General features: G+C 29.1%; 6 protein-coding genes. All 6 read right to left on the bottom strand.

Annotated features, from left to right (window positions below):
• Positions 1–2: 2 nt before the first annotated feature.
• The gene (locus tag SSABA_RS02475) at positions 3–1,868 is read right to left on the bottom strand and encodes a ComEC/Rec2 family competence protein (protein WP_148293479.1); all 1,866 of its coding nucleotides are present in this window, start codon (positions 1,866–1,868) and stop codon (positions 3–5) included.
• A gap of 166 nt (positions 1,869–2,034) precedes the next feature.
• Complete coding sequence (locus tag SSABA_RS02470) at positions 2,035–2,583, bottom strand: hypothetical protein (protein WP_025251022.1); 549 nt, start codon at positions 2,581–2,583, stop codon at positions 2,035–2,037.
• Between the two features lie 49 nt (positions 2,584–2,632).
• The gene (locus SSABA_RS02465; RefSeq protein WP_025251021.1) at positions 2,633–5,269 is read right to left on the bottom strand and encodes a valine--tRNA ligase; all 2,637 of its coding nucleotides are present in this window, start codon (positions 5,267–5,269) and stop codon (positions 2,633–2,635) included.
• Positions 5,270–5,496: 227 nt separating this feature from the next.
• Entirely contained in the window at positions 5,497–8,376 is a 2,880-nt protein-coding gene (locus SSABA_RS02460; protein ID WP_025251020.1) for a cation-translocating P-type ATPase, read from the bottom strand.
• A 68-nt stretch (positions 8,377–8,444) separates the two neighbouring features.
• Positions 8,445–9,050, bottom strand: coding sequence for a ribosome biogenesis GTP-binding protein YihA/YsxC (gene yihA, locus SSABA_RS02455; RefSeq protein WP_025251019.1), 606 nt, complete (start codon positions 9,048–9,050; stop codon positions 8,445–8,447).
• A 75-nt stretch (positions 9,051–9,125) separates the two neighbouring features.
• Entirely contained in the window at positions 9,126–14,288 is a 5,163-nt protein-coding gene (locus SSABA_RS02450; RefSeq protein ID WP_148293478.1) for an ABC transporter permease, read from the bottom strand.
• Positions 14,289–14,306: the final 18 nt, after the last annotated feature.

Here is a 14,306-nt window from a genome sequence, read left to right as displayed (position 1 = left end):
TTTTACAAAAACTTTATTTTGTTTTTTGAATTTGGTTGAAATTTAATAGTATTTTGTCCCAGTGTGGAATAGGTCCGACAGTTATTTAGTTTTAGTGTTTCAATAGTTTGTTGATTTGGAAATTGTAATCGACCTTTGTGTTCTCCTGAAATAAAGCAATATTTTGGATTTATTAGTTTTATAAAATCCTTAGATGAGGAAGTTTTGCTACCATGATGAGGAACTTGCAAAAAGTCAACCCCCCTTGATTCAAAAAGCTTTACAAAATTTTGATCTTTAATTAATTGTTGTTCAATTCTTTTAGGTAAATCGCCTGTGAATAGTAATTTCAAATTATTTCAATTTACATATAAAACTTGAGAACTGTCATTTGGATTTCTTTCATTATAAAATTCAAAATTTTTAATATTTATATGTTTTATATTGATTTCTCTAAAAAAATAATCATTTTTATAAATAGCTTTAATAATGTTATTTTTCATAACACTTTGAATATTGTTATTATGGTCTTGATCGGTATGAGAAATAAAAATTGCATCAATGATGTTAAAACCATAAAATTTTAAAAAGTCTTTGTCTGTGGTTACTGGCTTACCTATTCCTGAACCAATATCAAAAAAAATATTGACCCCCCTACTATCGTGCAAAAAGAAACTGTTCCCGTTACCAACGTTTATCATTGTGATAGAATTCTCATTGTTTCTAAATTTATTTATATTTATAGTGCTAGCAACTAAAATTAATTGAATTAAAAATAAATTTGTTTTTAAAATTAAACGATATTCTATTTTTAAAAATAAGTATAACAAGCAATAGTAAATAAAATAATAACCAATTTCAATGAAACCAATATTCCAAGTGAGATTTATTGCGCTAAAAAGTTTTGCAACATTAAGACTTAAATTGTAGAAAAAATTATAAATTATTTCTACCTTTGGAATTAAAAAAGTCATTTCTGTTATAAAAAGTAAAATTGCCAAAAATGGTTGAATTAAAATTTGAAAAAAAATCAATAAAAACTTAATGTCATAATTTAAAAATGCTTGTAATGGAATAATTAATGATGATCAAAAGAACAGATTTTTTAAAAAAGTTTTATTTTTACGATTTTTATAGTAAAAATTTGCAAACAAAGCTATTATAAAATTGTATAGAAAACCTGTACTTAAAAATCACATCGGATTTAAAAATAAAAGACAAATTCAAATAGTAACATTCTTATTTCAAAAATTTATTTTAATTTTATAATTGCTGGAAAATATATTAAAACAACAAGACAAGAAAACTCTAAATATTTCAAGTGGAAAATTTAAAATTATTATGTTTGCAATCAAAGGAATTAACAATATTGATTTTAATTTATTTCATTTTTTTCACTTTCAAAATATTTTATCTATTAAATAATAAGCAGTGGAAATTAAATATCCATTAACATTAAATAAAAAATTTAATCCTAAATTTTTATAAGTTGAGGTTAGTTCGTTATCTGAATTTTTTGGCAAAATAACAGACTGTAATCACAAATTATTCGAATAGTTTTTCTTAATAAAATTTGTTTGGAAATTATTTTTCACAATTATGTTTTTACTACAATTTTTCAAAGCTTGTTTCACATTTTTACCAAGTAAAAATTTTTGGAAGTTAAATTGATAAATATTTGAATGATTTTTGACTAACTCAACATCACAAGAAACCAAAACTTCTTGACCTATTATTTTTTCATTTTCAAATTCTTTTAATAAATATTTTTTATGATTAATATTGATGATTGAGTAATTATTACTAGTTTCAGCAATTGTACCATAAGAGTTTTCTAACCTAGATATAGATAAGTCGTTATTTTTAATTATGGATGTACCTATTAACAAAACCGCCGCTATAATATAAAAGCAATATTTAAAATTGATTTTTATCAAATATAATGAGTAAAAAATAAAGCATGCAACAGCCAATATTTTAAAAAATAAATTTTTTTGGAAAAAAAATCAAATTACTAAAATTATTAAAATAAAGAAAATGAATAAAAGATTAATTTTAAAAAAATACTTTTTTAATATATTTTTCAAGAAATTTTTTTTCATCTGGTTTTTGATAAATATTTTTTAATTTTTCTAATATTTTTTCAAATTTCATTTCTTTATTTTTCATAATTTTAATTGTATTTAAAGCATTTTCAAAAGTTACATCATTATTTACTAATTCCTCATAAGAACACTTTAGATGACTCGTTTTTTTAATAGTTAAATCTTTTGGTATTAGATCAATAGTTATTGATTCAGAAACATCTTTTTTTAATATTTTTGTTGGAATTTTTTCAAATTCCTTCAAATGTACATTATTGTTTTCTAACAATTCCAAAATAGATAAATTTTTATTTTTAACAATTATCCTTTTTGGAACTTCAAAATCTCTTAATAAGGGATACTTAAATAACATTTTGAAATTTAGATAAATAGTTTTATTATTCTCAACTATTTTGCTTTGATAAGATTCTTTGCTTTGATTTTGCAAAAAATATACAGTAACACCGGTTACAGCGATACTTATCAAAACGAAAAAAGAAATAAAAGTTTTTTTATTCAAATTTATTACCTCCCCTATTTTATCGCAAAAAAAAATGATAATTACCAAATTAGTGATTATCAATTTCTTTTTTTATTGTATGCATTTTTTTTAAATAGTTTTCGTATTTATTTTTTTCTTCATCAATTTTTTCTTTACTAGCTTTATTTAAAAAGTTTTCATTATTCAAAATTTTTACACTACGTAAAATTTCTTTATTTATTTCTTCTAGTTGAATCGTCAATAATTCAATAGCAACTTCACTATTTATAAATGTATCATTATCAACTTCAATTGAAAAATTATTTAAAGCTAAAACCGTTTTTTTATTTTTAGAACTACTGAAACTTATTTCAGAGTTAACATTCTTTAACAATATTTTATTAATATCATTTTGGTTGTCTTTAAAAAGTTTTTCATAATTTTTACTTGAAAAATTGTTTATATTAAATTGAATTTGTTGCGTTTTTTTTAAATTATTTTTTGCTCTAAAATCTCTAATTACTTCAATAATTTCAATAACTTGATTTAGGTAGTTATTCTCATAATTAACTTTAATTTGATTTCAACTTTCTTCTAAAATTGATCTTTTATAGTTTAAGGTTTGATAAATTTCTTCTGTTACAAAAGGGATGAAGGGATGTAACATAATTAATATTTTTTTTAAAACATAAATCAATGTTGCTTGGGTGAGTTCACAAATCTGCAAATCTTTTGAGGTTAAATTTGTTTTCGCCAATTCTATATATCAAGAACAGTAAGTATTTCAAACAAAGTTATAAATTTCTTTTCCTGCTAAATTAAAGTCATAATTTTGAATATGCAAATCAACTTTTTTTTCGTTTTCATATAGTTCATTTAGAATTCACTTGTTTAAATTATTTTCAAAAAAAGAATTTTCATCAACTTTTTTAATTATTTCATCATCATTTTTATCTAGATTAACATTAAGCAAAACAAAACGACTAGCATTTCAAATTTTGTTAATAAAATTCCAACTTGATCTAATTTTTTCTGTTGAGAATCGCAAGTCAGCACCAGGAGATGAATTAGTTAATAAGAAAAATCTCAAGCTATCAGCTCCAAACTCATCAATCACATCCATGGGATCGATTCCATTACCCAATGATTTTGACATTTTTTTACCATTTTCATCCCTGATTAGTCCATGGATCAAAACGTCTTCGAATGGTTTTTTTTGCAAAAGATTGTTTGTTTGAAAAATCATTCTAGCGACTCAGAAAAAAATTATATCATAGCCTGTAACTAAAGTTGAAACCGGAAAAAACTTTTGAAATAATTCTGAGGCATTGTTTGGATTTCATTCCATCGCCGCAAATGGTCATAAAGCTGATGAGAATCAAGTGTCTAGAACATCTTCGTCTTGGATTCAATTTTCAAAATCTTCTGGTGGATTTAACCCAACATAAGTTTCTTTGGTTTTTTTATGGTACCAAGCAGGAATTTGATGACCTCATCAGATTTGACGAGAGATTGTTCAATCTAAAGTATCGGTCATTCAATTTTCCAGAGTTTTATCAAAGCGCTTTGGAAAAAACGAAATACTACTGTCACTTTTCTGTAATTTTAAAACCGATTCTGCAAGGGGCTTCATTTTTACAAATCATTGATTTGATAAATATGGTTCGACAATCACATCACTGCGCTCTGAAAAGCCAACTTGATGAGTAATCTCTTCAATCTTTACTAAATTTCCCGCTGATTTAATCTTTTCAACCAACTGAATTCTGGCTTCAAAACGGTCAAGGCCATTAAATTCATTACCCAATTGGTTTATAGTTCCATCGGTATTCATACATAATGGCATTTTTAAATTATGTCGCAGTCCAAGTTCAAAGTCATTGGGGTCATGTGCTGGAGTACATTTCATTGCTCCGGTTCCAAAATCAACCTCAACATAATTATCACTAATTACAGGAATTAGATCACCATTTGCAGGATTAATTACTTGCTTATTAATAAATTTTTGATATCGTTTATCATTTGGGTTAACGATTACTGCTTGATCTGCAAACATTGTCTCTGGTCTTGTTGTGGCTACTACTAAATATTCATTACTTGAAAAAATCTGATATTTAAAATAATACATTTTACCAGCAACTTCTTTATAAATAACTTCAATATTGCTCAAAGCCGTTTTTAATTGCGGATCTCAATTAATAATTCGTTTCCCACGATAAATTAAACCTTGTTCATACATTTTTACAAAAGCCAAATTAACCAATTTATTTAAATCTTGAGAATAAGTAAATTTCTCACTATTATAGGCTAAACCCAAACCCAACTTGCCTCATTGTTCACGAATGATGCTTGCATATTCTTCTTTTCATTCCCAAACTTGATTAATAAATTTTTCACGCCCAAGACTATAGCGATTTAAGCCTTGCTCTTTTAACCGAGCTTCAACTTTAGCTTGTGTGGCGATTCCTGCGTGATCCATTCCTGGGATTCATAACGTATTAAAGCCATGTAATTTTTTATAGCGAATCAAAAAATCTTGAATGCTACCATCTCATGCGTGTCCTAAATGTAATTTACCAGTTACATTTGGTGGGGGCATAACAATTGAATAACTTGGGGCTGTTGATTCTAAATTTGCTTCAAAATACTTATTAGCTATTCAAAATTCATTTTTATTTGCTTCAACTTCCTTGGCAAAATATTTTTCTGATAATTTTTTAGTCATCATTTTTCTCCTTAAACAAATAAAAAATTCGTTTCCTAACAAGGAACGAATTTCTCCGCGGTACCATCCTAATTGACTAAAAGTCCACTTAATTATTTTGATTTAATTTTTAATTGAGCTACCTTCACTACTAGATTTTATTAACTCACACCAACCGCTAATTCTCTGAAAAAATCTTTTAGCTACTCTTCTCAAATATAATATTATTTTATCTTAAAAATTTTAAATTAATTATTTTTTTTATCTTTTTCAATTACTGAATTTGTTTTTTTGACTTTTTTCTTATTATCATTTTGAACCATTTCAAAAGCAATTCGGCGATTTCTTTCTCAACTTTTTGGTAAATGATGGTAGGTAAAAAACACTAACGAGTCAGTTAATAAGATTAAGGCTCCAGGAATCATTGCAATTCCTAGTGCTTCAATAATCATATATCAGTTATGGGCATTTCAATATTCAATTGGATTTAACATTAAAACTACATCATTCAATCCAGGAATAAATAAAACAATAATATTTAGTGATGCTGCAAAGATACTTGCAAAAACAAGTGGCACGTTTGGATTGAATTGGAATTTTGGGTTAGCTTTTCAGTTACTCAATTTTATTAAATTTACATAAAAACAAGGACTAATAGTCATAACGATGAACATGGCAGTTCTTCCAAATGACATAACTCGAACACGTTCACTTAATGAAGTAGACTGATCTTTTAAAAATAAATATCAAGTATCTTTACCTTCATAAAATTCTGCTGGAGTAAATGACATTCCTAGATAAAATCCTGCGATAGCAGCCCCAGTTGAGAATAAACAAATTTTAAACATAGGCTTCCATAGTCCTTCAAATAAGCTATGTTTCCCAGTTAAGGGCTTTATTTTCATAAGTGAGTAATCATTTGGGCCCATCCCAATTGTAATTGCTAAAACTGACTCAACAATTAAGTTAATTCATAAAATATTTGTTGCTTCAACAGGAGAGGCATCATTGATAATTGAAAGAATGAAAATTGCCAAAACGTTAGCTAAATTTACACTGATTACAAAAGTAATAGCTCGACGAATCTTTTGATAAACATTTCGTCCTTCCCCTACTCCCTTAATAATGGTTTTAAAGTTATCATCTGTTAAAATAACATCACTTGCCTGTTTGGCAACATCAGTTCCAGTAATCCCCATAGCAACTCCAATATCGGCTTTACTTAAACTTGGGGCATCATTAACTCCATCTCCGGTCATCGAAACTATATTTCCCTGATCTTGAAGGGCTTTTACAATTCTAACTTTGTGTTCGGGGTTTACTCGAGCAAAAACTTTAATTTGAGTAATTATTCTTGATAATTCTAAATCGCTCATTTGTTCCAAACGATCTGAGGAAATCACTTCATATTCTGAAAATGCTAAGTTTAAATCTTTGGCAATTGCCAAAGCAGTTGTTGCGTGGTCACCTGTTATCATTACAACATTTATGCCAGCTTCATGTGCTTCACGAACTGCTTCAACTGCTGAAGCTCGAACTGGATCTATCATTGCAACCGACCCAAGATAGATTAAGTTTTTTTCAAGAGCGGCTTTATTTTTGGTTTTATCATAATTTGTGTTGTATGCAAAAGCTAAAATTCTTAATGCCTCTTGACTTAAATCATCTGCTTGTTTTAAAATAATTCTCTTATCTTCCTCAGTAATTTTTCTTATTTTATTATTAATAAAAATTGAGTCACAAACTTTTAAGATTTCATCAATGGCTCCTTTGGTAAACGTTGTTGGTTTATCTTGGATATTATTAACAGTTGTCATCAGTTTACGTTCTGAATCAAAAGGTATTTCATCAATTCGGGTTCATTTCTCACGAGCAATTTGTTCGTCTAAGCCTGCCAATTCTGCAAAGTCAACTAACGCTAATTCGGTTGGATCACCAATTCGTTCTTTTCCCTGGGTAACACTATCATTTGGTAGTACTAAACTTTGTAGAAATAATTCTCTTTGACTTGAGTTGGTTTTTTTTAAAAAAGCATTGGAATCTAATACTTCATTATTTTCCATAATTTTTTTAATTGTCATTCTATTAACTGTTAAAGTTCCAGTTTTGTCAGTACAAATTACATTGACACTACCTAAAGTTTCAACGCTGGCTAGTTTTTTTACAATTACGTTTTCGCGAGCCATTCTCTTGGTTGAGAATGAAAGCGAAATTGATACAACGGCTGCCAAACATTCAGGGATAACCCCAATAGCCAAAGTAATAGCAACCATCAAATAACTAGGTCAAAATTTGCTATTTCCTTTCAAAAACATGGTCAAGAAAATTAAAACCCCAATTACTAAGGCAGCCAAGGCTATTCAATAACTAAATTTTATTAATTTTTTTTCAAGTGGTGTTTTAGCTTCATCATTTTCATTAATTGATTCAGCAATTTTTCCAATCTCTGTTTGAATTCCGGTCTTAACGACCATTCCAATTGCTCTTCCAGCAGTTGTGAAAGTTGACATGAAAGCAGCATTTTTCATATCGGCTAAAATTGCAGTTTCTTTAGCTAAATGGTGACTAGTTTTTAATGATGGTACAGATTCACCACTTAAAATAGACTCATCAACCATTAGGTCACTTGCCTCAATAATTATTAAATCCGCTGGAACATATTTTCCAGCTTCTAAAACTACTAAATCACCAATAACAAGTTCGCTAGCATCAATATCTTGTTGCAATCCTGAACGAATAACAATTGCATGAGGTTTTGTGAATGACTTTAACGAGTCCATTGACTTTCGTGCCTTAACCTCTTGAACGGTTTCTAAAACCCCATCTATTATTACGATGCAAATAATCACAATAAAATCAACAAAGGTTTCTCCTGATACCTCTCAATTGCTTGCAACAAGCGAGGTAACAACTGAAATTATCGCCGCCGCTAGTAAAATTAGTTGTAAAGGTTCTAGAAGAGTTTTTAAAAAAATAACAACTCAATGGGTAACTTTTCCCTTCGGTAGCTCATTGCGACCATTTTTTTCTAATCTAATTTGGGCTTCTTCTTGGGTTAAACCTGATTCCAAATCGGTTTCAAAGGATTTTGCTAATTCTTTCTTTGTTTTTGTACAAATTTCTTTCATCAAATACCTACTTTTATTGAATTATAACACAGTTTATTATTTTAAAATAAATAATTACTTTAAATATCTTATTTTTGAATATCTTCTAAACCTAAAAGTTCTGCCATGATATTTGTAATTTCGCGGATATTTTTTCGATCTTTATTCGAAAATTTAACAAAATGATCGGCAGAATCAAATTGTAAATCGCTTTTAATTATTTTTTCGTTTTTAGCTATATCATTACGTTTAAGTTTATCTAATTTAGTTCCAACCATAAAAACTTTAATATTGTAATGCTTAAAAAATTGATACATTTCAATATCATCTTTACTGGGGCTGTGACGCAAGTCCACAAGTTGGCAAATGAATTTCAAATTAGTTCTTTGAGTTAAATATTCTTCCATCATTTCAGCAAATTGAATTTTTAAATTTATGTTTACTTTAGCAAATCCATATCCCGGAGCATCAACAATACGAAACTGGTCATTGTTAATTGAAAAAAAATTTAGTAATCTTGTTTTACCGGGAGTTGATGATATTTTAGCTAATTTATTATTGTTTGTTAGAGCATTAATAAAACTTGACTTTCCCACGTTGGAACGACCAACAAAACAAACTTCAGAAATATCGTCGCTGATTCACCCTTCTTTTTTTGCTGCTGATTTGATAAAAACCGCTTGTTTAATTTCCATAAAGCACCTCACCTATAAGTATAGATAAAAAACTCAAAAAAACCTAACTAATTGTCAGGCTTTTGAAGATATTTTTTAATCTGGTTGTGAAGTTAAAATGTGCGGTGAGGTATTAATAACTCTGAACATTGCTGCAAAGATACTTATTCCATAAGCACCACCAACTAAAATCACTGCTAAAAATGGAGCTCATCAAGTTAATGCAAATGGAATCGCAAACCCAGCACTTCCTAAGTAACTAATTAGTCCCCAGATTGCTAAGTAAGAAAATCCTAGACCAAGGATAAATCCTAAAATACTAAAGATATTAACAACCCCAAGTGTATAACTAACCAATTGACGTCTTGAATAACCAATTGATTTCATCAATATAATAAAACGACTATTTTTTGAAACAAGTAAATCACAAATTAAAATAATAAATAATGACGAAGTTATTATAATCATTGTGATTAATAATCCTCCAATTAAAACAGCCATTCCAGAAATTTGATTAACTAGAGCTTTTTTTTCACTTAAAAGATTTTGGGTTTCATATGAAGTTGTTATTTTAAAACTATTGACATTACCAACGGCAAATTGACCAGTTCGTTCCTTATTGATAAATGAAACATATGATGTAATTCCCAAGGTTTCATCTATGTTGCTATATTTTGTATTTCACCAATAATTAATTTTGCCATTATAACCGTCTCTAAATTGTTTTGGCAATTCACGTTTAACTAAATCAGTTGGTGCTAAAATGTTATAATTTTGAATTCCTTTGAAGCTAGTGTTTGCTTTTGATCCCACAGGATTGTAGTCATAGGGGGTGAAATAAGTATTAGAAAGATTTCCAAGACTATTTACAATATTTTGATCTCCCAAAATAATGTTAGAGTTAAAAGAATTTAGTTGCCCAACGTTTACAAGACTTACTTTATTTAGATTATTATTATTAATTTTATCATAGCCACGAGCTGTTCCAATAACCGTGGTTTGGTTTCCAGAAACTTGTGAATGCATAAAATATAAATTTTTATTCAATAAGTATTGCAATTCTCCTGCTTGAAGATTGCGCTCTGGTTTTTTTCATCGAGCATCAAAACTCAAGTCATAAGGGCGGATTCTAACTCATTTTGTTGATGAATCATTCTCGTTTCAGGCAATTTTAGCAGATTCTGGGACAATGATAGTTTCATCTCTAGAATTTTTTGAACCAGAAATGATATTACTGTCAAATCATGTCGCATTAGGTCCTTGATTTCCTAAGTTATCACTTTTATGGAATTCTTCTACATTAATTTTGTTTTCCGGGAATCATAATTCTAAATTGTCATAGTTGTAGTATGGACGCAAATGTGATCCGGTGATATTACCCTTTTCATCATATTCCCACTCAATAAAGACAAACGCCCCATCTTTTAAGACTCCATCTTTGATAGATTCATTATAAGTGAACTTATTATTATCTAATCCAAACGGATCTAGAAAATCTGCTGCTTTGGCATTAATTTGCTTGTAGTCTGAATTATTGTATGCTCATGCCCCTTTTGGTAAATTCTCATAGCCGCTTCGTCCTTTGAAGGTTAGTCTAGCAGTCTCAAAATCAAGATCTGATAATTCATCACCCAAACCAAATTTTAAGCCAGCTTCTGCTTGACGATTAGCAATTACTGGAATTTTTAACTCTTTTGTAGAAGCATTATATAATTTGGTTTCGTTTTCAACAATGTCACCGCCTTGATAAGTTCCATTTACAATTTGAGCGACCTTTTGATGAGTTTCTTCTGAAAATTGTGTTTGACTAAACTCACTTTTTGCAACAGAAAATGCTTTTTGATCTTCAGGTAAGCCGATGATATCTAAATTAGAATATTTTGGTGTATTGAAACTAAGTTTTGTTGCAAGAGTTTCTTTATCGGTTACAACTTGATCAAAAGAATAACCAAATGCAAACTGATTTTTTCGACTCTCACTACTATTTACATAAGATTTTACATATGGGGGCACTGATGAAATAATTGAGTCTAGAATTTGTTTTTTTCAATCATCATCAACACTTGGTGTTTGACCATCATCGGTAATCGACCCCATAACTAAACTTAATATTGGACCCAAACCCTCAGTTAGAGTGACACTAATTTCTTTTAGTAATTTTAAACGTTCTTCATCATTTGTTCAAGGTTTCTTAGAGACTGGGTTTGTGGCTGATTGAAGGATAAATGCCATAAACTGTTCAAGTTCTCCAATCGAAAAAGCTTGTCCCGTAGCATTGTAAAAGTTTGTCCCAAAAATACTTGAAACAATTGGTACTAAATCTCCAAGGTTTTTTATTAAATACTCAATTGACCAGTCAATTTTTTCTTGATTTTGAGAATCTTTTGTATAAATAAAACTTGGTAACACTCCAACGTTATTTGTAGTTGCTGTATAATTATTTAAATTTGAATAATAACCATTCAAGCCATACTCAGAAAACTGATCTGTTTCTTTTCAGTCAGCTTCTAATTCTTTTTGACCTTTTCAAGTATTTAATGTAACTTTTGAAAGCGGAGAATTGGTCATTGGTTGGTAAGTTGAATATTCATTACTATATTTGATATTTTTATAATATGATTCTTTTAAATTCAAGGCAATTGATGGCAGTGCTAATGACCCTCCAATAAAAAATGCTGAAATAAAAATTGTTGAAGAAACCATTCATGTTTGTCGCGAACCTGATGATGCCATTTCTAAACTAAATCGTTTTGAAAAACTTGAATTTTTCATTCATCGATTTTTGATGATATCAATCATTTTTGAACGATGAACTTTATTTTTTTGCTCTTGTAATTGTAAAATACTTCCTCTTGTTAAGATAAAGGCTGTTGTGAAAGAAACAATGGCGGCAATACCAACAAATATTAAAAAGGCAATTCCCAGGGCGGCTCAAGTTGGATTAATAACATTATATGGAGCAGATAAGTAGTCTGAAAAAATATTAGCCAAAGGAATTTGTAAGAAAATTCCAGATATTCAAGCGATCGGAACAACAATAGCGACAATAATAGCATAAGTTAAATAAGATGAAGCAATTTCACTTGTTTTAACACCCAACGCTTTTAGGTTAATTGTTTGACCCATATTAGCTCTAATTGTTTTGGCAATTCCAATTGCAATTGCAGTTAGTGAAATAAGTAAGATGATTACAACCGAAGCGATCGAAACGATGTTATAAATTCTTAAGACTGACTCATTAACCGTTCACCCTAAGCTGTAGTTTGAGTCCTTAAATGATTTCATATCATAGTGTCCAGAAAAAGTTTTAACATCTTCGGGTCTTTCGCTTAAAATTGAGTCATAAGATTCTTTTGTATAGTTGTAGTAACTAGATGCTTGATTGGGAACATTGTTCAATAAGGCACTATATAAATTAGCGCGAGCATCTTTGGAAACCGCTGCACCCTTATTGGTTAAAAAAATTGAGTTATAGTAGGTTACATAATTTTCAAATCCAGAAATTCCGATGTTGACCAAAGTACTTTTGAAACCAAAAATAATTAAACCATTTTTATTATCAGGTAATGGAACATCTTTATCACTCATTGGATAGTAAGAATATTTGTCGGTTGCAAATCCAGAAACAATTGCTGATGCCCCTCCAACAGAAATAACATCACCAATTTTAATTTTGTTTTTTCTAGCATATTGCTGCGAAATAGCTATTTCATTGGCTGCTCTTGGAGCCGAACCTTTTAAAATGGTAAAGTTTGGATCTTTTTCGTTTTCATCAATTGCCACAGCACGAACCTTACTTTGAGATTCGTTATCAAAATAAAATAATTCAGATCTTAAATTAACATCAAAATCCATAATTTCACCAATTAATTTTTGGTGATTGATAAACATACTAGATCTTACTGAGTCACTATCTTGGGGTTGATTAATAAAACTTTCCAAGTTTGGTCGCTCATAAAAATTTTGATGTAAGTTCATTTGGGTTGTATTACTTGGTTCTTCGAATGGCAAACCCGTCATAGCTCAATGATCATTCAATCACTTATTTGACTGAATTAAATTATTTTCTACAGATATGACAATTGGGTTAATGTGTCCCCTCCTACCGTATTTGTAAACATCATTATTAGTTTTTAAGAAATTTTTATCTTCTTCCTTGTTTTGGGAAATCAATTCGCTAGCTTTAACTTGATTAATTCAATCACCTAAAAAATTACTGTGAATAACATTTGTTGGGTATATTGAATACCCTAAAATGTATTCATAAAACAAACTAGTTAGTTTTCTAGCGTTTTCCTCTTTATCTGCAGTTTCAAAAGATGCTGCATCATATAAATTAACTCCAACCCCTTTTTGAAAGTCAAGTTCGCTTCAGGTTCCAGAATTATTTGTTTCATTAAATTTTGTAGTTACAATTTGCTTTGTAGGTTTTTGGTTGGCATCAAGTTTGTTGATGATTTGATCCACAACAAGAAATTTAAAAAAATTACCAAACTGGGTGAAGTTTGTTTTAATTAAATTTTGGAAGGCATAGTTCATGTAAACATTTAGTGAATTAGAATCATCACCCACTCATGAACAACCGTTGTTCATGGTATAAATTCCAGCTGGAGTATATCTAGTGTAATCAAGCGCCGTGGCTTGACCATCAGGTCCACAACCTAAATCTTTTTTATATTCTCTTGTTAGTACTTCATAGGCTGTTTTTCTAAAGGCTGGCTCAAATGTTCATTCTAAACCGGTTGGATTGTATACAAATTCATCTTGGTTTGCATCATAATCATAAACTAATAGTTTTTCTGTTACACCATAGGTATCATTTTTAAATTGTTCATAAATTGCGTTTTGAAAATTTTGATCTTGGTATGTTCTAATCAAAAAATTGTCATTAGACTCAGGGTTTGATTGGCTACTCAAAATAAAATTAAAAGCACTTTCTTCTTTAATGTCCTTTTCATTTAAATCTTTTATAAATGTTGAATAATTATTATTTACAAAGGCATTAAGCGGGATAGTCTGATTTGGACCCTCAACATTACGTCGCTGATTGAATTGATATTGGTATTCAAAATCAAATTGATTTCCTTTTCCAACAACCTCTTGAAAATTATTGTTTAACGTGCTATTAATTCCCATTGAAACTGTTAATATCGAAGCTGATAAAAACGATAACACGATGACAATTATGAATTGGACTCTAAATTTTAATATATTTATTAAGCTTTGTTTTAGAAGTAAAATACCATTGCTTTTTCTCAAAAAATTCACCAGTCCCTT

Origin of the sequence: Spiroplasma sabaudiense Ar-1343 (assembly GCF_000565215.1) — a bacterium.
GTDB classification, from domain to species: Bacteria; Bacillota_I; Bacilli_A; order Mycoplasmatales; family Mycoplasmataceae; genus Spiroplasma_B; species Spiroplasma_B sabaudiense.
This window is presented reverse-complemented; position numbering and strand designations above follow the sequence as displayed.